This window comes from Streptomyces sp. Edi2, from assembly GCF_040253635.1.
Classification (GTDB): Bacteria; Actinomycetota; Actinomycetes; order Streptomycetales; family Streptomycetaceae; genus Streptomyces.
The window spans coordinates 908073-933966 of record NZ_JBEJGX010000003.1 but is presented as its reverse complement, the minus strand read 5'-3'; the positions used below and the strand labels follow the sequence as shown (position 1 = coordinate 933966).

At 72.0% G+C, this 25894-nt stretch carries 23 protein-coding genes and 2 pseudogenes; 9 read left to right on the top strand and 16 right to left on the bottom strand.

The window, feature by feature from the left end; all coding sequences use genetic code 11:
• Nucleotides 1-2: 2 nt before the first annotated feature.
• Complete coding sequence (locus ABR737_RS07485; RefSeq protein WP_350249402.1) at nt 3-2033, top strand: ATP-binding protein; 2031 nt, start codon at nt 3-5, stop codon at nt 2031-2033.
• Between the two features lie 25 nt (nt 2034-2058).
• On the opposite strand, the gene ABR737_RS07480 is transcribed toward ABR737_RS07485, so the two are convergent.
• From ABR737_RS07480 to ABR737_RS07460, 5 genes are read right to left on the bottom strand one after another with little or no spacing between them, the layout of a single operon-like run.
• Nucleotides 2059-3099 carry a serine hydrolase domain-containing protein gene (locus tag ABR737_RS07480; RefSeq protein WP_350249401.1) on the bottom strand — a complete coding sequence of 347 codons (1041 nt, stop codon included), beginning with the start codon at nt 3097-3099 and terminating at the stop codon, nt 2059-2061.
• Nucleotides 3096-4019: a DUF6895 family protein gene (locus ABR737_RS07475; protein ID WP_350249400.1), complete on the bottom strand. Its 924-nt coding sequence runs from the start codon at nt 4017-4019 to the stop codon at nt 3096-3098. The genes ABR737_RS07480 and ABR737_RS07475 overlap by 4 nt, the downstream gene beginning before the upstream one ends.
• Nucleotides 4016-4999: a DUF6895 family protein gene (locus ABR737_RS07470; protein ID WP_350249399.1), complete on the bottom strand. Its 984-nt coding sequence runs from the start codon at nt 4997-4999 to the stop codon at nt 4016-4018. Before ABR737_RS07470 ends, ABR737_RS07475 begins: the two co-directional genes overlap by 4 nt.
• Nucleotides 4996-5697, bottom strand: coding sequence for a hypothetical protein (locus ABR737_RS07465; protein ID WP_350249398.1), 702 nt, complete (start codon nt 5695-5697; stop codon nt 4996-4998). The genes ABR737_RS07470 and ABR737_RS07465 overlap by 4 nt, the downstream gene beginning before the upstream one ends.
• Before the next feature lie 16 nt (nt 5698-5713).
• Nucleotides 5714-5899 carry a hypothetical protein gene (locus ABR737_RS07460; RefSeq protein ID WP_018091704.1) on the bottom strand — a complete coding sequence of 62 codons (186 nt, stop codon included), beginning with the start codon at nt 5897-5899 and terminating at the stop codon, nt 5714-5716.
• Nucleotides 5900-6285: 386 nt separating this feature from the next.
• On the opposite strand from ABR737_RS07460, the gene ABR737_RS07455 reads away from it, so the two are divergent.
• On the top strand, nt 6286-6693 hold the full coding sequence (locus tag ABR737_RS07455; RefSeq protein WP_350249397.1) for a TOBE domain-containing protein: 408 nt from the start codon (nt 6286-6288) through the stop codon (nt 6691-6693).
• Nucleotides 6694-6862: 169 nt separating this feature from the next.
• Here the strand turns inward: ABR737_RS07455 and ABR737_RS07450 are convergent, their stop codons facing one another.
• Nucleotides 6863-8392 carry a PucR family transcriptional regulator gene (locus tag ABR737_RS07450; protein WP_350249396.1) on the bottom strand — a complete coding sequence of 510 codons (1530 nt, stop codon included), beginning with the start codon at nt 8390-8392 and terminating at the stop codon, nt 6863-6865.
• Between the two features lie 203 nt (nt 8393-8595).
• Here ABR737_RS07450 and ABR737_RS07445 point away from each other — a divergent pair.
• A pseudogene (locus ABR737_RS07445) lies at nt 8596-8979 on the top strand (FAD binding domain-containing protein); the annotation flags it as partial.
• Nucleotides 8967-9893, top strand: a pseudogene (locus ABR737_RS07440) (xanthine dehydrogenase family protein molybdopterin-binding subunit); the annotation flags it as partial. The pseudogenes ABR737_RS07445 and ABR737_RS07440, both read left to right, overlap by 13 nt.
• Before the next feature lie 211 nt (nt 9894-10104).
• Here the strand turns inward: ABR737_RS07440 and ABR737_RS07435 are convergent.
• Entirely contained in the window at nt 10105-10524 is a 420-nt protein-coding gene (locus tag ABR737_RS07435) for a TOBE domain-containing protein (protein WP_350249395.1), read from the bottom strand.
• Between the two features lie 297 nt (nt 10525-10821).
• On the opposite strand from ABR737_RS07435, the gene ABR737_RS07430 reads away from it, so the two are divergent.
• From ABR737_RS07430 to ABR737_RS07420, 3 genes are all read left to right on the top strand, one after another.
• Nucleotides 10822-11217, top strand: a complete 396-nt coding sequence (locus ABR737_RS07430) for a TOBE domain-containing protein (RefSeq protein ID WP_129292723.1) — start codon at nt 10822-10824, stop codon at nt 11215-11217.
• A 145-nt stretch (nt 11218-11362) separates the two neighbouring features.
• The gene (modA, locus tag ABR737_RS07425; RefSeq protein ID WP_350249394.1) at nt 11363-12163 is read left to right on the top strand and encodes a molybdate ABC transporter substrate-binding protein; all 801 of its coding nucleotides are present in this window, start codon (nt 11363-11365) and stop codon (nt 12161-12163) included.
• Nucleotides 12164-12300: 137 nt separating this feature from the next.
• Entirely contained in the window at nt 12301-14274 is a 1974-nt protein-coding gene (locus ABR737_RS07420) for an ABC transporter permease (RefSeq protein WP_350249393.1), read from the top strand.
• Nucleotides 14275-14294: 20 nt separating this feature from the next.
• On the opposite strand, the gene ABR737_RS07415 is transcribed toward ABR737_RS07420, so the two are convergent.
• The 8 genes from ABR737_RS07415 to ABR737_RS07380 all read right to left on the bottom strand — a co-directional run bounded on the left by ABR737_RS07415 (nt 14295) and on the right by ABR737_RS07380 (nt 21111).
• A complete protein-coding gene (locus ABR737_RS07415; protein ID WP_350249392.1) occupies nt 14295-14741 on the bottom strand; it encodes a nitroreductase family deazaflavin-dependent oxidoreductase in 447 nt (148 codons plus the stop codon).
• A gap of 156 nt (nt 14742-14897) precedes the next feature.
• A complete protein-coding gene (locus ABR737_RS07410) occupies nt 14898-16352 on the bottom strand; it encodes a SulP family inorganic anion transporter (RefSeq protein ID WP_350249391.1) in 1455 nt (484 codons plus the stop codon).
• A 17-nt stretch (nt 16353-16369) separates the two neighbouring features.
• Nucleotides 16370-16972 carry a carbonic anhydrase gene (locus ABR737_RS07405; protein WP_350249390.1) on the bottom strand — a complete coding sequence of 201 codons (603 nt, stop codon included), beginning with the start codon at nt 16970-16972 and terminating at the stop codon, nt 16370-16372.
• Nucleotides 16973-17062: 90 nt separating this feature from the next.
• Nucleotides 17063-17485, bottom strand: a complete 423-nt coding sequence (locus ABR737_RS07400; RefSeq protein ID WP_350249389.1) for a hypothetical protein — start codon at nt 17483-17485, stop codon at nt 17063-17065.
• Nucleotides 17486-17630: 145 nt separating this feature from the next.
• Nucleotides 17631-18950: an MFS transporter gene (locus tag ABR737_RS07395; RefSeq protein ID WP_350249388.1), complete on the bottom strand. Its 1320-nt coding sequence runs from the start codon at nt 18948-18950 to the stop codon at nt 17631-17633.
• Between the two features lie 68 nt (nt 18951-19018).
• On the bottom strand, nt 19019-19537 hold the full coding sequence (locus tag ABR737_RS07390) for a glycine-rich domain-containing protein (protein ID WP_350249387.1): 519 nt from the start codon (nt 19535-19537) through the stop codon (nt 19019-19021).
• Between the two features lie 37 nt (nt 19538-19574).
• Nucleotides 19575-20813 (bottom strand): phenylacetate--CoA ligase family protein, encoded by a 1239-nt coding sequence (locus ABR737_RS07385; protein WP_350249386.1) that lies wholly within the window; start codon nt 20811-20813, stop codon nt 19575-19577.
• A gap of 142 nt (nt 20814-20955) precedes the next feature.
• A complete protein-coding gene (locus ABR737_RS07380) occupies nt 20956-21111 on the bottom strand; it encodes a hypothetical protein (RefSeq protein WP_328389439.1) in 156 nt (51 codons plus the stop codon).
• 358 nt (nt 21112-21469) lie between these two features.
• Here ABR737_RS07380 and ABR737_RS07375 point away from each other — a divergent pair, with 358 nt between their 5' ends.
• A complete protein-coding gene (locus ABR737_RS07375; protein WP_350249385.1) occupies nt 21470-23179 on the top strand; it encodes a hydrogenase maturation protein in 1710 nt (569 codons plus the stop codon).
• Between the two features lie 192 nt (nt 23180-23371).
• Here ABR737_RS07375 and ABR737_RS07370 read toward each other — a convergent pair whose 3' ends face one another.
• Entirely contained in the window at nt 23372-23929 is a 558-nt protein-coding gene (locus ABR737_RS07370; protein WP_502964292.1) for a winged helix-turn-helix domain-containing protein, read from the bottom strand.
• Nucleotides 23930-24888: 959 nt separating this feature from the next.
• Here ABR737_RS07370 and ABR737_RS07365 point away from each other — a divergent pair.
• Complete coding sequence (locus ABR737_RS07365) at nt 24889-25845, top strand: hypothetical protein (RefSeq protein WP_350249384.1); 957 nt, start codon at nt 24889-24891, stop codon at nt 25843-25845.
• Nucleotides 25846-25894 lie beyond the last annotated feature (49 nt).

The following is a 25894-nucleotide window of genomic DNA, read 5'->3' as shown; positions in this document are numbered from 1 at the left end:
CGGTGGCGAGCAACATTCCCGAGGAGCCGACCAGCTTCATCGGCCGACGAGCCGAACTGCGCAGGATCGACGACGAGTTGACCCAACACCGGCTGATCACCCTGACCGGCCCCGGCGGTGTGGGCAAGACCCGGATCGCGATGCGGGCCGCGCGCGCGGCGGCGGCGCGGTTTCCCGACGGCGTCTGCTGGGCGGATCTGTGGCCCCTGCGCGGCCCGGGGCGGCTGGTGGCGAGCGTCTGCGATGCCGTCGGGCTGGCCGACCACACGGCACGGACGCCGGTGGCGGTGCTGTGCGAAGGGCTCGCCGGCAAACGGCTGCTGCTGGTGCTGGACTCCTGCGAACACCTCGTCGCCGCCTGCCGTGACCTGCTCGCAGACCTGCTGACCGCCGCCCCCGGCGTGACCGTGCTGGTCACCAGCCGGCAGCCGCTGGGCCTCGTCGGCGAATGGACCACCGAGATCGGTCCGCTGCCCTGCACCGGCGACAACGACGCGCTGGCCCTGTTCACCGCACGCGCCACGGCCGCGGCCCCCGGCCTGCGGCTCACCGCACCACCGCAGGCGACGGCGGCGGCCGTCATCTGCCGCCGCCTCGAAGGCATCCCGCTGGCCCTGGAGCTGGCCGGCGCCCAGTTGGCGGACAGCTCCGTCGAGCAGATCGCCGACCGGCTCGCCTCCCGCCTCGACACCCTCGACGGCGACGGACCGGTACGGCTGCCACGGCACCGGACGCTGCGTTGCGCCATCGGCTGGAGCCATGAACTGTGTGCCCCGCTGGAACGGCTGCTGTGGGCCCGGCTGTCCGTCTTCCGCGGCACCTTCGACGAGGAGTCCGCGAGCGCCGTGTGCGCCGGCGGACCGCTCACCGCCGCACAGGTGCGCACCACCCTGGACGCGCTGGCCGCCAAGTCGGTGCTCACCCGCGAGGGCCCGCGCTACCGCATGCTCGACACGCTGCGCGAGTACGGCCGGATGTGGCTGGCCGAACTGGACGAGACAACGGCGCTGGCGGACCGGCACGCCGCGCACTTCGCCTCCTTCGGCCGCCGCGCCGAACGCGGCTGGCTGGGCCCCGAACAGGTCGGCTGGTACGGCAGGGTCGCCGAGGCCCACATCGACCTGTGCGCCGCACTGGACCACCTCCTGGCCACCGACCCGGAACGGGCCCAGGACCTCGGCGCGTCGATCGGCTTCTTCTGGAGCTGCTGCGGCCATCTCCACGAGGCCAGGGACTATACGGCCCGCGCCCTGGCCGCCCACCAGAAGCCGGGCCCGGCACGCACCCGGGCCCTGTGGGCGCTCGGCGTGGCCGTACTGCTGCAGGGCGATCTGACGCTCGCCGACGACCTGGGCCTGGAGTGCGCCCGCGCGGCACGGGCCGGTGACGATGCGGAGGCGCAGCTCCAGGCGGGCTATCTCACCGGCCTCACCCACCTGATGGCGGGCCGCCCGAGGTCCGCGCACACCGTCGCGGAACAGGCGCTCGCCCCCGCGCGGCGCACCCCCTTCGACTCTCCCGGACGGCTGCGCTGCCACCTCGTACAGCTCTTCGCGCTGACCGGCCTGGGCAAGCTCACCGAGGCCCGTGCCACGGCGAGCGCGCTGCGCCGCGGGTGTGTGCAGCGCGGCGAATACTGGACCCGGTCCTATATCGACTACCAGCTCTCGCTGATCTCGCTGTTCCAGGGCCGGCCGGCGGAATCGGCGGACCACGCCAGGGCGATGCTCGCGGCCAAAGCGGGCATCGGCGACAAGTTCGGTATCGCGCTCGGCCTGGACCTGCTCGCGGCCGCGGTGGCGGCCCAGGGCCACGGCGCGGCCGCCGCCCGCGTCTACGGCAGCGGCCAGGCCCTCTGGCGGACCGTGGGGCATCCACAGCGCGGCACGCCCGAGCTGCGCGCGGTACGCGAGGAGTGCGAGCGGCGGGCCCGCGCGGCGATCGGCGACGAGGCGTACGCGGACCTCTTCCACCGGGCCAGCGAGGAGCGGCCCCAGGCCTCGCTGGCCCGGATCCTGGCGGGCGAGCTGTGACCGGGGGCGGCCCTCACCGCCTGCTTCAGGCGGAGGGATCGCCGGCCAGGGCGTACAGCAGCTCGTAGGCCGTACTGACCATCCGGCACGTGCGGCCGCGGCGGGTGGCCAGCGCGACCAGCCCGGTGCGCGACGCCGGGTGATAGCCCAGGAACGCCTGCTGGCCGAAGGTCGCCCCGACGTGGAAGAGCAACGGACCTAGCGGAGACGGGTGCTGATACCACGTCAGGGTGTGGGTGTGGCGCTTGCGCCGGCCGCGGCGCAGCAGCGGCACCTGGACGTCGCGCAGCGGACCGGCCAGCGGCGTGCCGTCGGGGGAGAGGTGCGCTTCGAGGTAGGTGAGCAGGTCATCGGGGGTGGCCCGGACCGACCCGGCAGCGACGAAGGCGCCCATGTCGGCGCTGCCCACCGGCGTCACCCCGTTCGTGCGGTGGCCGATGGCGTCGGTGCCGGTGGTGCCGGGGCCCAGCGTGGTGTCCGTCAGCCCGAGGGGGCGCAGCACCCGGTCGGTGAGCAGGGCGGGGTAACCGGCGCCGGCGGCACCGGCCATGGCCGGGCCGAGCAGCGCCAGCCCGAAGTTGGAGTACCGCCAGCGGGTGCCGGGACGGTGCCGCGGCCGGGTGCGGGCGAAGGTGCGCAGCAGCCGCTCGGCGTCGTACCGGGCGTAGCCGTTGGCGTACGGGTGCACCAGCGCGCCGGCGATCAGGTCCGTGGGGATCCGTGGCAGCCCGGAGGTGTGGGTGGCCAGATGCCACAGGGTGATCCGGCGCGAGTGCGGGTGCGGGTGCGGCAGCTCGGGCAGACGGTCGACGAGCCGGTCGTCCAGGGCCAGCACCCCGTCCCTGGCCAGTTCGGCGAGCAGCAGCACGGTGAAGGTCTTGGACAGCGAGCCCAGTTCGTAGCGCAGCGCATGGCGGGGGGTGGGTGGGGCCAGCGCCGAGCCGCCGGTCACCACGGTCCGGCGGCCGTTGCGGGTGACCGCCAGCACGACGTCCGGCGCGTCGATCTCGGTGACCGCGTCCGCGAGGCGGTCACCGAGCGCGGGGCCGGGGCTTTCGGTCGTCATCCGACGGGGGACAGGGCCCGGGAGGTGGCCATCGCGGAGGCGAACGCGGCGACCAGGGTGGGGTGGTGGACGAGGTCGAAGACCCGCGCCGCGTCACCCTCCGGCATCCGGCGCTGGATGGGCATCGCGCCGGTGGGCGACTGGGCGGCGGCGTACCGCGCCCACAGCTTTGCGTCCAGGGTGGGCCGCGGCAGGCAGGCGTCGACGACGAGGAGTTCGCCGAGCAGATCCCAGTGTTCGAGGTCCGCCCAGTCCTCCATCCAGGCGGGCAGATACCGCGTGAGGTAGTCGGCGATGGCCGGCGGGATGCGCTCGGGTGCCTCGCCCCAGTTGGTGAGGTGGAAGACGGTGTGGGTGAGGTCGTAGGCGATGTGCAGCTGCACCGTCCACGGCTCGGGCAGCTGCCCCAGCCAGGTGCGGTCCACGGCCTGGTCGAAGTCGCTGCTGGGCGAAAGGCCGAGCTTGCGCTCCGCGTTGAGCACGCCGAGCCGCCGGTTGGGCATCATCTCCAGCGCCGTCCAGGTGGTGGTGCGCCGGCAGATCTCCAGCGCGGCCTCCAGCCCCGGGTGGCGGTGGCCGAGCTCGTGGAAGGTCGCATAGACCTCCAGGGGCACGGGGGACAGCGGCTCGTCGTGCTGCAGCCGGGCCAGCACGTTGCCGCCGTCCAGCAGCTCCCGCCAGGCGAAGTCCAGCAGCTTCCCGGCCCGCTCCTTCTGCCGGGAGCCGGCCACGCCCTCCCGGAACAGCACCTGCATATTGAGCGCCAGCTCCCCGATGGGCTTGAGCCGTTCGACGACCGCGCCGTTGGTGGCGAAGTCGTCGGGGGTCAGCCGGAAGTGCTCACGGTGATCATCGAGCCAGGCCAGGGCCCGGTCGCCGACACCGTGCAGCAAGGCGGGGGATGCGGCCGTCACGGTCACGGGGCTGTCTCGCTTTCGCAGGAGGTCCGCCCGTCCGCCCCCGCCGTATCCCCGGCCGGGGGCCCGGCCTCGGCCTCGTCGGAGGCGATACGGGCGAGGGTGGCGGCGAACGCGGTCACCAGGGTGGAGTGGTAGCAGGCCGTGAACGCGGCGGCCCGGTCGCCGGCCGGCGGCGCGGCGCCGATCTCCGGCACGCTGCCGTCGGCCGCCCGGGCGCCGGCCAGCCGCTGCCAGGCCTGTGCGGGGTACGGGGCCTGCGGCAGGCAGGCCGTCACGGCCAGCAACTCGCCGGCCAGGTCCCACAGCTGTTCCTCCAGCCAGTTCTCCAGCCAGGAGGGGAGCCACAGCCGCAGATAGCCGGCGAGCTCGGGGGAGAGCCGCTGCCGGTTGCGGCCCCAGTCGGTGAGGTGGAAGACGTCATGGGTCACGCCGTACGCCGCCCTGCGGTCCAGCGCCCAGGGCTCCGGCAGCCCGCCGAGGCCGGTCAGGGCCAGGACGGCGCCGAAGTCGGCGTGCTGGCGCAGCCCGATCCGCCGCTCCGCATTGAGTACACCGAGCGTCCGGGTGTGATCCTCACGGGCCACCCGCCAGCCCCGCAGCCGGGTCGTGAGGTCCACCAGCCGGTCGGCCTCGGCATGGCGCAGCCCGGCCTGGGCGAACACGCCGTACAGCTCGACCGGATAGGTGGCGAACGGCTCACCGCGGATCAGCTCGGCGAACAGCTCGCCGTCGCGGGTCTCGTTCCAGGCGAACGCGAACAGTCCGCGGGCGGTCTGCCGGATCTCGTCGCACGGGTGCGACACGCCGATCAGCTGGGTCAGTTCGGCCAGTTCACCCAGCGGTTTGAGGGTCAGATTGGGGTCGGCGTCCGTGGTGACGTTCGGGGGCAGGCGGAAGTGGTCGCGTGCTCCGTCCAGCCACCCCAGGCTGCCGTGGACCATCCGGTCCAGCAGCCCGGGGTCGCCCCGTCCGCCGGTCACCAACCCCGCCCGTAGAAGCGCTGGGCGGCCGCGAGGTGCAGCGTCACCCGGGGGTCGGCGCCGCCCATGTGGCGGACGAACGCCAGCCCGCTGTCGAGCCCCAGGGTCTGCGGCACGTCGGGCAGCCGGGACAGCCAGCGGCCCAGACCGGCCGCCTGCAGCCAGTCCCGGCGGCGGACCGCCCGGACGAAACCACGGGCCAGATCGTCGGTGCGTGCCGCCAGCTGCTCGGCGAGACCGGGGGCGAGGCCGGGCAGCGCCAGCGCGGCGAGCTGTGACACGCGATGCGCAAGCTTCGGCCAGGGGTCGGCCTCGACCCATCCGGCCGCGACCTCGGGTGGCGGCGGCCAGGGCTGAGCGCTCCCGGACAGAAACGCGTGCGAGGCCTCGACCAGGCCCCGGTAGGTCCACACCGACACCTCCGAGGCATCCGCTCCCGGTGGATAGGCCGAGAGCGCCTGCCGGACGACCTCGGTATCGTCCCCGCCGACGGGCGCCGCGGGATGGTCCATTGCGTACGGAGCGAGCGCATCGGCGCCGAGCACCCGGAGGGCGGCCGGAGCCAGCCCGTCGCTCTGCCGCAGAACGGCCGACAACGCATAAGGGCCGCCCTCGCCCCGCAGGGCGAGGGCGACCCCGGTTGCGGCATCGGCGATCACAGCGCTCAGCGGGACTGCTCCCTGCGTCTGTTCAGCCAACGCTTTCCCCTCAGCCTCAGCGAACGTCGGTCTTGGGCCGGGGGGTGGGCGGCGAGATCAGGAGCAGCGCGGCCAGCAGCAGCGCACCTCCGCACTCGCGGGTATCGCGGAAGACACCGTCGGCCTCGGCGGGTTCAAGCAGTCCCTCGACCTCGGCGGCCAGGGCGGCCGTCTCGACCGGCGCTGTGCGATCCGTAACCATGCGATCAACTCCTTCGACGAATGGGATCCCAGATTCACATCGGCATATTTGCGTCGCAAGGGGAAAAATCTGACAAACAGCAGCATTTTGGGTGATACCGAATACCGCTCGACCGGCCCCGTGATCCGCAACTGCCTTGTCATGCCCGGCTGATGGCGTTTGTCCCGGAGTGGCAGTCAGGCGTAGGGGGGGAGGGCTCCAAGGGTGAAGGGGCCGCACCGATGGGGGATCGGACTGCGCTGTTCGGACGCACGGCGGCGGAACGGATACGCGGCGCGTACGCAGCGGGCATGCGGCGGGTGCACGCCACGGGGAGCAGGGGGGTGGGGGAGCGGCGGCGGGGAGGAGGGCGGCACCGCCTACGGGGCAGCCCTTAGAGTGCGGGGGTGCCGACATACAGCATTGGTCAGGCAGCCGGGCTGCTGGGTGTGAGTGCGGAGACCGTCCGCCGCTGGGCCGATGGCGGGCAGCTGCGGATGGACCGGGGCGGCGCGGGAAACCGCGTGATCGACGGGGTGAGCCTGGCGGCGTTCGCCAAGGAGCGCGCCGCGGGCCTGCATCCGGTGCCGGGTGAGGTGCTGACCTCGGTGCGGAACTCGTTCGCCGGGATCGTCACCAAGGTGACTCTCGACGAGGTGATCGCACAGGTCGAGATCCAGTCCGGCCCGCACCGGCTGGTGTCGGTGGTCAGCCGGGAGGCCGTCGAGGAGCTGGGGATCGAGGTCGGGGTGCGGGCCACCGCCCGGGTGAAGTCCACCAATGTGCACATCGACCGGGCGGGCGGGCGCAGTTGAGCCGGTCTTCCGGAGGCCGCTGATCTTCCGCCGACCGCCGACCGCCGACCGCCGACCGCCGACCGCCGACCGCCGACCGCCGACCGCAGACCGCAGACCGCCGACCGCAGACCGCAGACCGCCGGCCGCAGACCGCAGACCGCCGTTCCCTGCCCGCCCCGGAAGCTCTTCAGCGGCAGAGCAGCGCCGCCTGCAGGTCCAGTTTGTGATCGAGCCGGGACAGGTCGTGGCCGGTCAGCGTCTCGATGCGCTGGATGCGGTAGTGCACCGTGTTCACATGCAGATGCAGCGTCGCGGCGGTACGCGCCCATGACCCGTGGTGGGCGAGGAAGCTCTCCAGCGTCTCCAGGAGCATCCGGTGCGAGGTGCTCCCGGCGCGCGCCAGCGGGCCCAGCACCCGGCTGCTGAAGGCCGTGCGGACCTCGGCGGGAACCCCGGCGAGCAGAGCGCCCAGCGTGCTGAGGTCTTCGAGGGAGGTCACCCGGGCATCGTCCGGCGCTCCGGCGCGCGCCGCCGCCATCGCGTAACGTGCCTGGCCCAGCGCCGAGTTGAGGCCGTCGGCGGCCCGTACCTGGCCGCTGACCCCGGCGTGCAGCGGCGTCTGCGGCCGGCAGGCGTGCACCAGCGGCCACACGTCGCCGAGCGGGAGACGGTCCTTCGCATCGGGGTCGGTGCGCACGACGGCGACCGCCTCACCGCCAGGGAGCCGGCCCGCCGCGAACGGCTCACCGGGGGAGTGCCGCAACGCCTCGGCCAGCGCGCGCACCGTCTGCTCGCTCCCCTCGCCGCCCGATGCGGCCACCACCCGGTACGGCCCGGTGGCCGGCAGCCCGCAGGCGTGCAGCGCGGCCTCCAGCGCCGCACCGTCGGCCGGCCCGTCGGAGGCACCGGCCCCGGCAAGCGCGAACAGTGCGTCCGCCGCCCGCCGTCCGGCCGCCTGCCGCAGCTCGACATGGTGACGGTACTGGGCCATGACCTCGGCGATCTCGTGCAGCACCCGGGGCGGGGCGGCGGCCGGGTCCTGCAGGTACAGCTGCCAGTCGTCGTACGGACCGGCCTCGCCGTCGATCCGCAGGACGGTGCCGGCCGCCGCCGTCAGCTCCCGGGCGGCCTGACCGGCCGGCAGATACGGAGCGGCCGGCGTCCGCGCGATCACCCGGCCGGTCGCCGTTACCAGATAGCAGGGCGGCCCGCCCAGATGGGCGAAGGCGCGGTCCAGCAGCGTGTCCGGCGCCGCGTCCTCGGCGAGCAGACCGGCCAGCTCGGTGCGGACGTTCTCCGGCAGCGCGTGGTGCTCGGTGGGGCGCCGGCTCAGATCGCCCCACTGGCGCAGGTACACCGCCTCCGTGATGGCGCGGAACGTGGTGTGCGCGGGCACCGCCACCAGGACGATGCCCCGCTCACGACAGGAGTCGACCAGGACGTCAGGGACCGTGCCATGGGTCTCCTCGCCGGCCAGCAGCGCGGTTGCCCCGGCGGAGTGCAGGGCCGAGACGAAGCGGTCGACCGTCGTCCGGTCCGCGTCCGGCGTCCACCACACCAGTCCGCTCAGTACCAGCTCGCCCGGCTGCAGAAACCGCGCCGGGTCCGCCAGATCGGTGGCGGTGACACCACTGACTTCCCGGGTGAGCAGGGGGCCCTCGCCCCACAGCAGGGTCAGATCGAGCGAATCGAGCTGGAGGAGATCTTGGACGTGCATGTGCGGACTCCTTGGGCGGCTGCCGGGAGTGACCCCGGCATCTCACATTCACGAGGCGAAAGTGAGTACCAGCATCGTAAATGCCAGCCACCTGGGTCCAAAGCCCTCTTGGATGATTCTCCAGATACCGGACCCGGCAGTGGTGCTTTTCCGTGCTGCGCACCAGTCGTCCCCGGGGCGGCGGCGTTGCTTCACTCGGTGGCATGGACCTGAATACGGTGCGGGACGTACGTGACGCCCGGCAGCGCGCCCCGTGGCGCAGCGGCGACGTTCCCCCAGCTAACGCTGGGCGGTACCGCCAGGCTGGGCGGCGGCACCTACCTCTTCTCCGAACCGCAGCCGCACATCCGGCGGTTGGTGGACCTGAGCCGGACGGGCTGGGAGCCGCTGACCCGGCAGCCGGACGGTTCGCTGGAGATCGCGGCGACCTGCACCATCGCCCAGCTCTCCCGCTTCGCGGCCGGCTACGAGGCCCCGCGGCCCCGCTGTTCGAGCAGTGCTGCCGCGCCTTCCTGGCCTCGTTCAAGATCTGGAACAGGGCGACCGTCGGCGGAAACCTCTGCAACGGTCTGCCCGCCGGGCCCTTGCCGAGGACCGCAGCGCCGAGGAGGCGCCGGAAGGCCGGCTGGTCGGACAGGGCACCGCGATGTCGATGATCGCCACCGGACCGCCCGGCGGGCACTTCGCCGATGCGACGGTGACGCTGCTGGAGGACGGCACCTACGACATCGCGGTGGGCACCGCGGAGTTCGGCAACGGCACCACCACCGTCCACCAGCAGATCACCGCCGGCGCGCTGGGCACCACCGTGGACCCGCTCACTGTCCGGCAGTCCGACACCGATGTCGTACGGCACGACACCGGCGCTTCCGGCTCGGCCGGGACGGTGGTGGCCGGCAAGGCCGTGATGCAGGCGGCCAACGGCCTGGCCGAGCGGATTCTCACCTTCGCCGCGGAGTACGCCAGAACCCCGCGGAGCCTGTGCCGGCTGCTGGCGGACGCGGTGGAGTGCGAGGGGCGGCCGGTGCCGCTCAAGGAACTCCACGAGGCCGCGCACGACAGGGGGGTGACGTGGGCGGCCGACGGGCACTGGGGCGGCTCGCCCCGCTCGGTGGCCTTCAACGCCCAGTGGTTCCGGGTCGCCGTCGACCCGGATACCGGTGAGATCAAGATCCTGCGCAGCGTGCACTCGGCCGACGCGGGCAAGGTCATGAACCCCATGCAGTGCCGGGGCCAGGTCGAGGGCGGGGTGGCCCAGGCACTCGGCGCGACCCTCTTCGAGCAGGTCCTCGCCGACGACGGCGGCAAGGTCATCACCCCCGCGTTCCGTCGCTACCGGCTGCCGGCCTACGCCGATGTGCCGCGCACCGAGGTGCACTTCATGCAGACCTCGGACACCATCGGGCCGCTGGGCGCCAAGTCGATGAGCGAGAGCCCCTTCAACCCTGTGGCACCCGCCTTCGCCAACGCCCTGCGCGATGCCACCGGGGTGCGGTTCACCACTGCGGGGCCCGCTACATCAGCGCCGTCACCGGCATCTGGTTCGGCGCCTGCGTCCCGCCCGGGGCGGACAGGCCCTGGTCCGGCGGGCCGGGGCCGGGCACGTCCTGACCGAACGTCGGAAGGTCGCACGCGGGAGGGGTCGCTGGAGGGGCCGCTCACCGGAAAGGCCGAAGTCCCCCGTGACGCAGGGGACTTCGGCGGGTCCGCGTTCAGACCGCGGCGAGCGCGATCTCGGTCGACTTGACCAGCGCGGTGACCTCGGCACCGGCGGCCAGGCCCAGGTCCTCTGCCGCGTCCCTGGTGATCGCGGCGGTCAGCTCCCCGCCCGCGACGGCGACCTTGACGCCCGCCATCGCGCCGCCGGTGGTGACATCGGTGACGGTGCCGGGGATCCGGTTACGGATGCTCAGACCGTCCACCGCGCCGGTCGCGAGCGAGACCTCGGTGGACTTGATCAGTGTGCGCACCGTGGAACCTTCGTCGATGCCCAGCTCCTTCACCGCCTCCAGGGTGATCGCCGCGGTGATCTGCTGGCCGCCCTCCAGTCGCACCTTGACGGTCGCCATGACCTCGCCCGGGGTGACGGAGAGAACGGTGCCGGAAATCTGGTTACGAATGCTCAGGCTCATCGAAATGCCTCACCGGTGGAGTGGAAAGCGAAGGGTGGAATGTCGCGTTTTCCCTGCTCTGATGTCTGCACCCTAACCACACAACGCGCCGCGCTCCGGGCATGCATGGCAGATGCCGGGTAGATATCCGAATGCGCCTGGCAAAACAGCGAAGGCGTGGGGAATTCCGCCGGTCATTCGGGCGTGCACCGGCCGGTGGGCCGCTTTTCGTCCCTTCCTCCAGACCGCCTGGCATCTGCCATATAGCTTCCCCCGAGGAATTGCAAATGCCAGCTGATACCGCATATCTTGTCGCACATGCAGTCCTACACGATCGGCCAGGCGGCGCGGCTGCTGGGCGTCAGCCCGGACACCACCCGCCGCTGGGCGGACGCCGGCAAGGTCGCGACCCATCGTGACGACAGCGGCCGCCGCCTCATCGAAGGCCGCGATCTGGCCGCCTTCTCCGTCGAGGTGGCACAGACCGGCACCGGCGAGGACGACGCCTCGTACACCTCCGCGCGCAATGCCTTCCCGGGCATCGTCACCGCCGTCAAGCTCGGCGATGTCGCCGCCCAGGTCGAGATCCAGGCCGGTCCGCACCGCCTGGTGTCCCTGCTGACCCGGGAAGCGGTGGAGGAACTGGGCCTGGAGGTCGGCATGCAGGCCACCGCCCGCGTGAAGTCCACCAGCGTGCACATCGACCGCACCTGACCCACCGCGGTAGCACCCAGCCGATCCGCAACCACCGTCCCCCACCGGCCGGCTGCGCACACCAGCGGCGTCGCCCGTCCCGGCGCGGCTTTTCCCATCCGCTCGGACGACACCCGTCGTCCCGCGCTCCAAGGAGTCCCGCCCCATGTCCCAGCTCTTCACCGGACGCCGCGCCGCCGCCGCGCTCGTGACCGCCGCCCTCCTCGTTCCGCTCTCCGCCTGCGGTGGCAACGGCAAGAAGGACGAGGGCGCCGAGAAGCCCGGCGGCAGCGCCGCCCCCAAGGCGGACCTCACGGTGCTCGCCGCCTCCTCGCTGACCGATGTCTTCAAGAAGGCCGGTGCGGTGTACGAGAAGGAACACCCCGGCACCAAGGTGCACTTCTCCTTCGCCGGCTCCCAGGAACTGGCCGCCCAGGTCAGGGAGGGCGCCCCCGCCGACGCCGTGGTCACCGCCGACACCAAGACCATGGACGGGCTCAAGGCCGATGTCGGCACACCCACCGTCATCGCCAAGAACCGCCTGGTCATCGCGACCGGCGAGGGCAACCCGAAGAAGATCGACAACCTCAAGGCGCTCACCGACAGCAAGCTGAAGGTCGTCCTTGCCGCCTCCGAGGTGCCGGTCGGCCGCTACAGCAAGCAGGTCCTGGACGCTCAGAAGCTGAAGGTCAAGCCGGTCTCGCAGGAGCCCAACGTCCGCGCGGTGCTCAGCAAGGTCGAGCTCGGCGAGGCCGATGCCGGCATCGTCTACAAGACCGACGCCGCCACCGCGCCCAAGAAGGTCGACGCCGTCGACATCCCCGACGCGCAGAACGCCGTCGCCTCCTACCCGGCCGCCACGCTGAAGGCCTCTCAGCACGGGGCCGCCGCGGCCGCGTTCGTGAAGTGGCTGAGCACGCCCGAGGCGCAGAAGCTCCTGCAGCAGGCCGGCTTCCAGAAGCCGTGATCCGAGCGGCGCGCACGGACCGCCGGCCCGGGGAAGCGGCCCGGACGCGGTTCGGCCCGTGCGCGCCGCCGCACCCCGGCCCGGCCCGTGCGCCCGCCGTACCCCCGCTCGGCCCGCCCCGAATCCCAGGGACCTCGATGAGACGCCCCCGCACCCTCGCCCGGCCCCCGGCAGGCAGGCTCCGCGTGCCGGGCAGCCGTGCCCCCGTCGCGCTGGCCGTGCCCGCGCTGGTCGCCATCGCGTTCCTCCTGATGCCCCTGGCCGGCATCCTTGCCCGCACCACCTGGAGCGACCTCGGCACCCACCTGACCAGCCCCGACGTCCTCGAAGCGCTCCGGCTGTCGCTGCTGGTGTCGTTCTGTGCGCTGGGGCTCGCGCTGCTGCTGGGGGTACCCCTGGCCTGGCTGCTGGCCCGGGTCAGCTTCCGCGGCAAGGCGCTGGTCCGCTCGCTGGTGCTGCTGCCGATGGTGCTGCCGCCGACGGTCGGCGGTGTCGCACTGCTCATGGGCTTCGGCCGCCGCGGACTCCTCGGCCCCTGGCTGGAGGACACCTTCGGCATCGTGCTGCCGTTCCACACCTCCGGCGCCGTGGTCGCCGCCACCTTCGTCGCGATGCCGTTCCTCGTCATCAGCCTGGAGGGCACCCTCGCCGGACTGCGCACCAGCTACGAGGAGACCGCGGCCTCCCTCGGCGCCTCACCCGTACGGGTCTTCCGCACCGTCACCCTCCCCATGGTCGCCCCCGGCCTCGCCGCCGGTGCCGCACTGACCTGGGCCCGCGCCCTCGGTGAATTCGGCGCGACGATCACCTTCGCGGGCAATCTGCCCGGCACCACCCAGACCCTGCCGCTCCAGGTCTACCTGCTGCTCCAGGGGTCCCCGGAGGCCGCCACCTCGGTCTCGCTGCTGCTGCTCGTCATCGCCATGGGCGTGCTGGTCGCGCTGCGCGGCCGGTGGACCGGTGCCACCACCGCCCGCACCGCCCGTACCGTACGCACCACCGACGACACCGCCCTCGCGGCGCCGCCCGTGCCGCCCGTCGAGGAGCCCGCAACGACGCCGGCGGCGCCCCCGGAAAACTGGCCGCTGCACGCCGAGGTCACCGGCTTCAATCAGCTCACCCTGGACGCCGAACCGGGCACCACCCTCGCCGTCGTCGGCCCCAACGGCGCCGGAAAGACCACCCTGTTGCGCGCCCTGCTCGGACTCACCCCGCGTGCCCGCGCCACGCTGCGCCTCGGCGGCACCGATGTCACCACGCTGCCCCCGCACCGCCGCGGCGTCGCCTGGGTCCCGCAGGACGGTGCGCTCTTCCCGCACCTGACGGCCCTGAGCAACACCGCCTACGGGCTGCGCGCCCATGGCATCCCGCGCGCCGAGGCCCGCCGTACGGCACAGCTCTGGCTCGACCGGCTCGGCGTCGGGCCGCTCGCGCACCGCAAGCCCGCCCAGCTCTCCGGCGGGCAGGCGCAACGCGTCGCCCTCGCCAGGGCGTTGGCCGCCCGGCCCCGTCTGCTGCTGCTCGACGAACCGCTCGCCGCGCTCGACCAGACCACCCGCGCCCACGTCCGGCACACCCTGCGCCGTCATCTCGCGGGCTTCGGCGGCGTCTGCCTGATCGTCACCCATGACCCCGTCGAGGCGGTCTCGCTCGCCGACCGTGTCCTCGTCCTGGAGGACGGCCGCGCTCTCCAGGACGCCCCGCCCGCCGAGGTCACCCGGCACCCGCGCTCGCCCTGGGTCGCCCGGATGCTCGGCCGCAACGCCTGGCCGGGCACCGCCACCGAGGACGGCCTTGCGCTCACCGACGGCGGCCGCCTCGTCGCCGCCGACCGGCTCCCCGACGGCTCCCGGGCACTGGCGATCATCGCCCCCGAAGCCGTGTCCCTACACCTCGACAAGCCCACGGGCAGCCCCCGCAACGTCTGGCCGGGCACCGTCCGGGAGATCACCTCGGCGGGCAGCCGCCTGCGGATCCTCGTCACCTCGCACGAGGCCCCCGACCTGGTGGCCGAAATCACCCCGTCGGCCGCCCTCGAACTCGGCCTCGCGGACGGCGTGTCCGTGTGGACCAGCGTCAAGGCCACCGAGGTCTCCCTCGTGACGCTCTGAGCGTCACGAGGGACCCGGTCTCAGTGCGCCGTGGCCGCCGGCTCCAGGACGAACACCGGGATCTGCCGGTCCGTCTTCTTCTGGTAGTCGGCGTAATCGGGGTACGCCTCGACCGCGCGGCCCCACCACAGGGCCTTCTCCTCGCCGGTGACCTCACGGGCCGTCATGTCCCGGCGCTCCGGGCCGTCCTGCAGCTCCACCCGCGGGTCCGCCACGACGTTGTGGTACCAGACCGGGTGCCGCGGTGCGCCGCCCAGGGAGGCCACCACCGCATACGCCCCGTCGTGCTCCACCCGCATCAGCGGGCTCTTGCGGATCTTTCCGCTCTTCGCGCCCCGGGTGGTCAGCACCACGACGGGCAGCCCCCGGATCGTGGTGCCTTTCGTACCGCCGGAGCCTTCGTACTCCTCGACCTGATCGCGTACCCACTGCTCCGGGCTCGGCTCGTACTCACCCTGAAGAGGCATACCGTCCGTCCCCTCGACGACGACAAGCGTGGTGCCGGCCGCCGTGGTCCACCGCGACCGGCCTGACCTTCGGTCAACAACCGTAACGAGGGGAATCTTCCCGGCCTCGCCGCCCGGCCGTACGGAGAGGTGACCGTACCGCCGGGCGGCGGGTCGTCAGGACACCAGCTCCACGGCCCGCCGGGTACGACGGTGCTGCTCGGCCCAGTTCGTCAGCGCGGCACCACAGGCGTGGTCGAGATGGCGCAGCCCGCTCAGATCGAGTTCCACTCCCCGCTCGGCGGGCAGCGCGTCGAGCTGATCGAGGATCTTGGGCAGCCGCAGGAACGTGGCGTTGCCGACGGCGCGTACCCGCACCGGCTCGTCCTCGTCCTCGGGGGTGTCGACCTCGAGGTGCACATGGGAGGTCTCCCACGCCGTCTTCGCGATCGCCAGCAGCAGACCGATCAGGACGCCCTCGAACATGTTGACCGTCACGATCGCGAGGGCCGTGACCAGGAGAACCACCGCCTCGCCGCGGTGTTCGCGCCACAGCGGCCGTAGCTCGCGCAGCGGGATGAGCTTGCAGCCCGCATGGACCAGCACGCCCGCCAGCGCGGCCACCGGCACCACGCCCAGCGCGGCCGGGAACGCCGCGGCGAACACCAGCAGCCAGACGCCGTGCAGCACCCGCGAGGCCTTGGTCTTCGCGCCCGCCTGGACATTGGCCGCGCTGCGGACGATGACGGCGGTCATCGGCAGGGCACCGAGCAGACCGCAGACGGTGTTGCCCGCGCCCTGGGCCATCAGCTCCTTGTCGTAGTCCGTGCGCGGCCCGTCGTGCAGCCGGTCGACCGCGGCGGCGCTGAACAGGGACTCGGCGGACGCGATCAGCGCGAACGCGAGGACCGTGCCGAGCACCGCGATATCGGTGAGCCGGCCGAGGTCGGCGAGGCCGGGCGGCTGGATCGCGTCCAGCAGACCGCTGACCTCGACGCGTGCGACGGGCATATCCAGCGCCCATACGGCAGTGGTGGCGAGCGCCACCGCGGCCAGTGGTGCGGGCAGGATCCGCGCGGCGCGCCGCCAGCGCGGCCACAGCACCAGGACGGCGATGGTCCCGGCGCCGATGGCGAGCGCGGCCAGTGCCGTCCCCGACCCCACGGTGGCGGTGACCAGGCCCGGCATACCGCCGAGGTTGGCGAGTCCGCTGCCCGGCGCCTTGGCGTCCGCGAGGGCGTAGAGCTGTCCGGCGATCAGGACCAGGCCGATGCCGGCCAGCATGCCCTGGACCACGGCGACCGAGATCGCCCGGAACCAGCGCCCCAACTTCAGGGCGCCCATGGTCAGTTGCAGTACGCCGGCCGCCAGTACCAGCGCGCCGAGCGCCCCGATGCCGTACTCCTTGACGGCCTCGAAGACCAGCACCGTCAGACCGGCGGCGGGGCCGCTGACCTGGAGGCTGCTGCCCGGGAGCAGACCGGTGAGCAGTCCGCCGACCACACCGGTGACAAGCCCCAGTTCGGCCGGTACCCCGGAGGCGACGGCCACCCCGACACACAGCGGGACGGCCACGAGGAAGACGACGAGGGAGGCGGTGAAGTCCGCCCGGATGGAGGTGAATCGCTTCATGAGGTGCCCACCCGCCTTCACAGCGGGAGGAACAGGTCGGAGGCCGGGTGATGCGCGGCCACCAGGCCGGTGTGCACTTCGTAGAACCACCCGTGCAGCGTCACCTCGCCGGCGTCCAGCCGCTCCCGGACACAGGGGTAGCCACGCAGCCGGTCGAGCTGTTCGCGCACGTGGTGCTGGACCGCGGCGGCGACGGTCGGTTCCGCGTCGTCGGGCAGGTGGTCGGACAACTGCTCCGCCAACCAGTCCCGTACGGCGGGTGCGCCGGTCAGGTCCTCACCGCGGGCCTTGGCGCCGACCGCGCCGCAGTGCGAATGACCGCACACCACGATGTCGGCCACGCCCAGGACGCGCATCGCGTACTCGATGGTGGCCGCTTCCGCGCAGGCCGCCATGTCCTCGCGGTAGACGGGCACGGCGTTGCCGGCGGTCCGCAGTTCGAAGAGTTCGCCGGGCCGCGCCCCGGTGATCAGGGCGGGGACGACCCGCGAGTCGGAGCAGGTGATGAACAGGGCGAGGGGGGACTGTCCGGCCGCGAGCCGGCCGTAGGTCTCCTGTTCCTCCCGCCGGTCGGCGATACGGGCCGTCAGGCCCCGGGCATGCTGAATGAAGGTCTCCACGAGGAGGTCTCCTGCTGATGAGTGGTGCCACTGTGGGGTGGTGGCGGAAAGGTGCATGGTGCGGGGGTGGGGCAGGCCACCACGCCGCTCTCAGCAGCGGAAGACGCAGTGCAGGACGGTCAGCCCGGCCCGTCTGGACGCGGCCTTGGTGGAGCTGCCGGCCGCCGGGTCACCGGAGGCTGTCGTGGCGACGGGAGTGAGGGCGCCCGCGCTGAACGGCGGCAGCGGGCGGCCGGTGTGCTGGGGAACGCCGACGGAGGTCCGGGCGGTGCGCCGGGGCTGGCCGCGCTCGGCCTCGCGCTTCGCCTTTTCCTCTTCGCTCTCATAGCCGGGCTTGACGGCCGACGTGCTCGCGGACTTCGCGGCGGACGAGGCGGAGAATGCGGTCTTCGCCGCACCGGGCGCGGCCGCGCCACCACCCAGCAGGAAGGCCGCGACCACCAGCAGTGCGGTCAGCGACATACGGCACAGGCGCAGCACGGGTATGCCCGCTACGCAGGCGTCCTTCCGCATCGTCGCCCCCCGTGGTTCGTCCGCACGGTTCCACTCTGCCTTCACAGTGCAGCATCCAGGTTTCGGGCGTGATAACGAGAAATGACGCCAAGTTTCCAGAATCCCCCGTAGAACAGCCGGGAACATCCGTACAGCGAAGAGATGTTCATGTCTGTTCCGTTTCCGTGAGGGGAGCCGCGGGCGCGGTGACGGGGTGCGGCGGCCGGCGGGCCGCCCAGGCGAGGACGGGAATGAGTGCCATCGCGAGGATGCCGCCGGCCAGTGCCAGCGTCGGGTAGCCGGCCAGCACGACGACCGGGCCCGAGAGCATCCCCCCGGTGGCGCCCGCGAGGGCGATGCCGACGTCCACCAGCCCCTGCGCCGACGCACGACGGGCGGGCGGCAGCGCGTCGGTGACCAGCGCGGTGCCGCTGACCAGCCCGAAGTTCCAGCCGAGGCCGAGCAGCACCAGTGCCGCGGCGAGCGCGGGCACGGAGTCCGGTGCCGCGGCGGCCACCACCCCGGCGGCGAGCAGGACCGGACCGGACGCACCGGCGATCCACCGCCGGCCGACCCGGTCGACCAGCAGGCCGGTGAGCGGCGAGGGCAGAAACATCGCTCCGACATGAAGGGCGATGACCCAGCCGGCCGCCTGGGTGCCATGACCGTGTGCCTGCATGTGTACCGGCGTCATCGTCATCACGGCGATCATCACCAGCTGGGTGAGGACCATGATCCCGGTGCCGGTGACCACCCCGCGCCGGTCCGGCCGGGCCTCCGGCCGCGCATCCGGTCCGCCGCCGCCCTCGTCCCCGGGTCCCTCGGCTGCCGTCCCGGCCTGCGCCGCGGCCAGCTTTTCGGCCAGCCGCAGCGGATCGGGCCGCAGCAGAACGGCCAGGACCACCGCGGCCGCCCCGAACGCGGCGACGGCCAGCAGGAACGGCCCGGCGAGCCGGGGGATGCCCCAGGAGTGTGCGACCCGGCCCGTCAGCGTCACCAGGTTGGGGCCGATCACCGCACCGAGCGTGGTGGCGAAGAGCACGGTGCTCACGGCCCGTCCGCGCCGTGCGGACGAGGCCAGATCCGCACCCGCGTACCGTGCCATCAGATTTGTCGCGGTGCCCGCTCCGTAGACGAACAGGGACGCGAACAACAGCAGCGCCTGACCGAGGGCGGCCGCCACCACGACTCCGAGGCTGCCCAGCGCCCCGACGGCGTAGCCGAGCGCAAGACCGGGGCGCCGGCCGCGGCGCCGGCAGACCTGGCCGATGCCGACGGCGCCGAGCGCGGCTCCGGCGGTGAACAGCGCACTGGGCACGCCCGCCAGGCCGGTCGAGCCGAGCATCTCTTCGGCGAGCAGCGCGCCGACGGTGATCCCCGCGGCGAGACCTGCGCCGCTGAGGATCTGGGAGAGGACCAGGACAGCCAGAATCCGCCGCTGTTCCGGTACTTCGCCCTCGGCAGGGTCAGCGTGGCGAGCCCTCATGATTCCTTTCGGTTCGCGCCGGACGGGGACTGGACGAGACGGGCTTCAAGGACCGGTGAAGACAGGCTTTACGCCGTCGCCGACTCCGCCGGTTCCAGCGCCGCGATGTCCGCGAGTGACACCCCCATCTGCTCATGGAGGAAGCGCACGATGGTCCAGTGCGGCAGTGCCCCCTCGTCGAACGGCCCGAATTCCCGGCAGTACAGCGGAATCCAGCGCAGCGCCTCTTCGAGTGCCTGCTCGCGGCCCGGCTCCTGCTGGTAGTCCTCGTAGGCGATGCTGCGGTGTTCGATGAAGAAGCGCCCCGGCAGCCGTTCCTCGCACAGCGCACGGTATTCGCGGGTCTGCAGGATGAGGTAGTGCCAGATCTCGTCGATGTCCTGCTCGACGGGCAGGAACAGACCGCCGAGCCGGTCGTGGTGCCGGGAGACGAGATAGAGATAGCGCAGGCACTCGGTGACCTGGCGCTCCACGAACTCTCGCGGCGCGGCGCTCTTGCCGTCGAAATGCGTCACCACTTCGGTGTGGAGCGCCTTGCCGAGCAAGTCCGTGAGAGCGTCGGGGGATATCCGCGGCGGGGTGGTCATGCTTCTCCTGTCCGGGTGAGGAAGTCGTCCGGGCGAGTCAGGCGCCGGTCGTGAGCCAGGCGTACTTTCCCGACTTCCCGATGGGGAGGTGCGGGCGGTGGTCGAGCCGGCAGCGCCGCCCGGTCAGTTCACCGAGGGCTTCCTCCAGCGCGGCGACCCCGTCGGGCTCGACGGGCGTGCCGTCGAACGTCGTGTACACCAGCCTCGCCGTCGCCTCGCCGGTCAGCTGCAACTGGTAGACGAAGACCTGCGGGGACGCCTCGCCGATACACCGGTCGAGGTCGCCCTGCGCGACGGGACCGTGCGAAGTGTCGAGCAATTCCTTTTCACGGCCGCAGAATTGGGTGATCTTTTCCGGGTCCGGCGTTCCGTCCACGGTGCGCACACAGTCGCCCGAGCGGTACCGCACCAGCGGCATGAACGGGTTGCGCACACTGGTGACGATGAGCTGGTGGATCGTGCTGCCGTCGGCGACCGGATGAAGTTCGACGCTCATCTTGTCGAGATGCGGCCGGTAGGTGCCGCGGCGGTCGCTGAAGTAGAGGTAGCCGAGCTCGGTGCTGCCGAACAGGTCGATGACCGGGCAGGTGAAGTGCTGGTGCAGAAAACGCCGGACGTTCACCGGGGTGTACTCGTAGGCGTGGATGATGCTGGCGGGCGGCGGGAAGTCGTCCCACAGCCCCCATTCGGCGACCTTCCGCAGCAGATGCGCCAGGTGGTATCCGGAGCAGTCCAGGTGGTACCAGCCGCGCGGGTGCGCCTGCGCGGCGGCCTTGATCTCCTGGAGCATCCGCACCACCTCGTCGCGCTCCCACAGCGCCGGATCGAGCCGCAGATTGAGGTAGCAGGTACGCGCATCGAGCTGCCGGTCGGCGAGGGCGGGCACCGGATCCGGCGGCGTACCGCGCCGTGCGGCATTGACCCGTGCCACGTGTTCCGTGGCCAGCACCGTGGTCAGGGAGACCCGTCGGCAGCCCGCTTCCCAGGTGCCGGCGATATCGGGGTGTTCGCTCCACAGCCGGTAGTAGGAGTGCAGTAGGAAATACGGGGGCCGGATGATCTGCATCCGGGCGTGGTGGGTGCCGGTGGAGAGAACGAACTCCGCCTCTCCGGACTCCAGGGCCGCGGAAAGCCGGGGGGTCATCCAGTTGTCGGGGAAGCCGCGCGCGATCTCCGGCTTGTCGAGCAGGGGGAAGTGGCCTTTCGCCAGCGACGCCCGGTAGATCGGTATGTCGCGGATCTGCTCGATGACCTCGGCGGTCGGCTGACCATCCATGGCTTCCTCGTCCTTGGTCGGGGTGCGGTGCCCACACGGGAATGCAGAGGGGTGGTGCCCGGAGCGGGCCGGTGGCCGGAGGGCGGGGGTGGTCCGCCCTCCGGTGATCGCCGGTCCGCTCCGGACGCCTGAGGCGCGAGGGTCAGGAGATGCAGCCGGCCTTGGGCGCGGCGCTGATGCAGCCCGCCTTCGGTGCCGCACTGATGCAGCCGTTCTTCGCCGCCTGCTGTGCGGAGTTGGCAGCCAGCCAGCTCTGCCAGACCTGGTCCTGGGCCATCTTCTTGATGAGCTGCTCCATGGGAACCTCCGGTGAGAGTACGGAAGACGAACCGGGCATACGGCGCTGACCTGCGCTGATGCCCCACACCGAAGGTAAAAGTATGACCAAGTGAATGTCAATTAATGGCAATGTCGCGGTCTGCGGAAGCATATGGAGTGCGCCAACTTTGGCGGGATTCCGTCCAGATGATCTTCGGACGGAACTAACTGACGTGCCGTCAGGCAACGATCGTCAGGCAACGTCCCCGGCGGACATTGGGCCGCCCGGCGGCCGTCGATCGGGTGACCCTGGCGCGGCTCCGTCGCCGGACAGCCGCCCGTGGGGAACGATCACGACAATCACCCGCTGACCGGTTCCAGCCCCAGGGGAGTCCGCTGTGCGCATTCTGCTCATCGCCGGCGCGTTCAACAGCCTGACGCAGCGCGTCTACGCGGAACTCGGCGAGCGGGGGCACCACGTGGGCGTGGAGCTGGTGACGCGTGAGACGCCGCTCCTCGAGGCCGTACGCCGGCACGCCCCCGACCTGATCGTGGCACCGATGCTCAAGACGGCCGTGCCCCGCGAGGTGTGGTCGGCGTACACCTGCCTGATCGTGCACCCCGGGCCCGTCGGCGACCGCGGCCCGTCGTCGGTGGACTGGGCGGTGCACCTGGGTGCCGACCGATGGGGCGTCACGGTCCTGCAGGCCAATGACGAGATGGACGCCGGCGACATCTGGGCCGCGGCCGGCTTCCCCGTACCCGCGGTGGGCAAGAGCGACCTGTACCGGGGCGAGATCGCCGACGGCGCGGTCGAGGCGGTCCTGACGGCCGTGGCCCGCGTGGCCTCCGGCACCCACCGGCCGCAGCCGCAGGCCGCCCTGCCCGAGGCCGCGCGCCCCGGCCGCCTTTGTCCGCCCTTCCGCCAGGAGCTGCGCCGGATCGACTGGCGGTCCGACCCCACCGACACCGTCGTACGCACGTTGCGTGCCGCCGATTCACAGCCCGGGGTACGCGATGAACTCCTCGGGGAGACATGGCATTTGCATGGCGGCCACCCCGAGGACACCCTGACGGGCCGGCCCGGGGAACTGCTCGCCACCCGAGGCGGCGCGATCTGCCGGGCGACGGCCGACGGCGCGGTATGGATCCCGGAACTGCGGGCGCCCCGCGCGCCGGGGGAGCCCGGCACCCCCAAGCTGCCCGCCACACTGGCGCTGGGTGACCGCCTCCCGCGGCTCCCGGAGATCCCGGCCCCGCTCGACCCCGGCGACGGCCCCCGTACCTGGAGCGACATCCGCTACCGCGAGGACGGGCCGGCCGGCTTCCTGGAATTCTCCTTCCCCGGCGGTGCGATGAGCACCGACCACTGCCGGCGCCTGCTCGCCGCCTACCGCCACGCCTGCGCCCGGCCGACCTCCGTCCTGGTCCTCGGCGGCCGCCGGGACTTCTTCTCCAACGGCATCCATCTCCATGTCATCGAGGCCGCCGCCGACCCCGCCGAGGAGTCCTGGGCCAATATCAATGCCATGGACGACCTGGTGCATGCCGTCCTGACCACCACCGACCGGCTGGTGGTCGCCGCGCTCGGCGGCAATGCCGCGGCGGGTGGGGCGATGCTGGCCCTTGCCGCCGACGAGGTGTGGTGCCGCTCGGCCGTGGTGCTCAACCCGCACTACCGGCTGATGGGGCTCTACGGTTCGGAGTACTGGACCTATACGCTGCCCGGCCGGGCGGGCCCCGAGGTGGCCGGGCAGCTGATGGCCCGCGCCCTGCCGATGACCGCGGCGGCCGGTGCGCGGCTCGGCCTGGTCGACCGGATCATCGACTGCACCGCGCAGGACTTCGCCGCACAGACCGCCCGCCTCGCCGTCCGGCTGGCATCGGCGCCCGCGACCCAGGCCCGGATCGCCACGAAGAAGGCGTCCCGGGAACGCGACGAGGCCGAGCGGCCCCTCACCGCCTACCGGGAGGACGAACTGGCCCGTATGCACCGCACCTTCTTCGACCCGGACGCGCCGTATCACGCCCTGCGCCGGGCCTTCGTACGCAAGGAACCCGCGGCCGGAGCCCTGGCACACCTGAACACCTCACCTGACGGGGCCTGAGGCGACCGGCCCCGGCCCGTGCCGTGAGCGCCGCGTGAGTGCCAAGGGAACGGCGGGCAGGCGGGGCCTCCGGCTGGGCTCGCCCACTCCGGGCCTCCCAGCCGGGCCGATGGCCGGTATTCATCGGTCACCGGCCCGCTGCCTGCCTCCACGGAGGACCGGTGGCGGGTGCGGCCGTTGCGGCGGCGCGCGTCAGCCGCAGTCGTCGGCCTGGGCGGCCGGCAGGTACTTGTAGCCGATGCCGAAGACCGTGCTGATGGCGTCGCGCAGGCCGGGCCCCAGGCGCCGGCGCAGACGGGCGATGTGGACGTCGACGGTGCGGGTGCTGGAGTGGCAGTTGGGCCAGACGGCGTCCATCAGCTGTTCCCGGGTGAAGGCCCGCCGGGGGTGCAGCACAAGATGGGCGAGCAGATCGAACTCCAGTCGTGGCAGGTCGAGTTGGCGCCCTCTGATGAAGACCGTCCGGGCCGCGGTGTCGATGTGGACCGGGTCGGGCCGGGTCCGGCCGGCCGGCGGCTCCCCGGGGTGGGACGGTTCCTCGCCCGGCGGCGCAAGAATGATGTGGACCTCGTCGGACGGCAGCCGGTGCACCGATACGGGTTCCAGGTCGTGCAGGGTCAATTGCCACTTTCCGTCGGGTAGCCGGTCGACCGCCAGGGGTGGCTCTTCGCCGGGCCCGGCTGTGAGCGGCCGGACGACGTCGGCGTCCGGACGCAACGCAAGCGGGGTCGTCGAGGAGTTCATAAACATGATCTGGGCCCATTCCTCTTGCAAAGCAGGCGTGTACGGACAGACATGGCGGTGCTCGACGTTCAGGGATGCTGAGGTGCTACGCAGCGATCGCGAGGCGGTCCGGTGGTCGTGCGGGGCGGCGGCCAGACACTTGTGGTGCAGGTGCGCCCATCGGGGACGATCGTTCCGCTCGTACCGGAGGAACGCTCGCGCCCATGCCCGTACCCAGCCGTGACGTGGTGTGAAGTCACGGCCTCCGGTCCAGTCGAACGCTACATGTAATCGCGTGCTTCCGGAAAGTAGCGTCCGCTAATTCGGTTGCTCTTGAGCCGACTTCGTGTTGGGGCGGTGTCCACCCGGGCGGCGCGCCGGCCCATGGCTTCCGGGTGCCCACGGTTCCGCCGCGCAAGCGCGTCAGGAATTCATTGAATGGTGATGATTCGGGGCGCTCGTGGCGTTGTACGGGCCCGGTGGCGGTCTTCGCGCCGACGGTGCGGGTGGTGCGGAGGGGGTCTCGCGCCCAGGGGTGAGGGGTGCGCTCGCCGGGGCGGGCGCACGTCCGTCGGTCCCGGCCCCCGCGCCACCCCGACCGGCATGGCCGGAAATCCTCCTTGAGCCGGCCGGGAGCCGGGGGCGCGCTCGACATCCGGGGAAGTGGCGGATACGGAGGGGTAGTCGGCGGCGATGTCCGGTTGTGAAGGTGCTGTGGGCATGTGAATATGCCAAATAAGTGCACGGTGATGAACAGGGGTGCAAAGCAAGGGGGTTCGGAAGGTTGGCCGAGAAGTTGTTTCCTTTTCAATTTCATCGAGACGAAAAGGTGCGGAACCAGATATTCCAGACGACTTGTTTTCGCTGGGAGTTGGGGGTGAGTAGGGTGTGGCTCGCTGTCACTTGACCGGTGGCAGGGTCCGGCTGAATTCGGCGCAGCCGGAATGCGGTGTGGGGGATGACGCCTTCGTGACCGGGAGGGGACCATGGCGGCCGGCTCTTTCGAGGGACAGTACGTGTGGAGTCCGGCTGCCAATGACCGGGCGCTGGCGCGCGCGTGTATGGACGTGCGGACCGGACGGTACTTGAGCGCACACGAAGTTCTGCGGGAAGCCCGGGAGGATTTCGAGGTACGTGCCCACCGGTCCCTGGTGCTGGCGTCCGTGGCGGCCGACTCGGATCTGGCCGAGCGCTGGCTCGCCGAGGAACCGGGACCGGAGGCGGCGCTGCTCTGGGCCCGGGTGGCCATGCTCCGTGCGCTGCGGATGGCCGACGCCGGTGACCGGCGGCAGGGCGCCCTGGCCCGGATAGCGCGGTCGGCGTGCGAGCGGGCCGCGAAGCTGCTTCCCGAGGATCCCACGCCCTGGGTGGCGCAACTGGCGCTGACGCGCCTCGACCGTCCGCAGGACCCGGCACCGCAGGGCCTGCTGACCGCTCCGGCGGGGCCCTGGTACCTCTTCGCCCACATCCTCCGGCTCGACCCCTGGCACCGCGAGGCGCACCACCGCTTCCTGTCGTTCTTCTTCACCCGCTACGGCGGTTCGTCCAGCGCGAGCTGGGACGTTGCCGCGTTCCTGAGCCAGCGCGCCCCCGCCGCCTCGCCGCTGCGGCTGCTGCCGCTGGTGGCGCTGGTCGAGGACTACAACCCCTCCGAACTGCTCGCGGACCACACCTGGGAGCAGCCCCAGTGGATCTCGGCGGCCATGGGTGTCTACCGGAACTGGTTCCCGCAAATGGCCGGTTACCGCTTCACGCCGGTGCTGGATCTGGCGTATCTGGCCCACGCGCTGTTCATGGCGAAACGCGAATTCGAGGCACGGGAAGTCTTTACGGCCATGGGGCCGTATGCCTCGCGCATGCCCTGGAGCGTATTCGGTGATCCCGAAGAGCAATTGACCAGGGCAAGGCGCTCCTGCGGACTCCCCGTACCCCATGGCGGCTGATTCTTGAGAAGGCGCGGGCCGCACCGGAAACGGCACCGAGAAAGGCCCG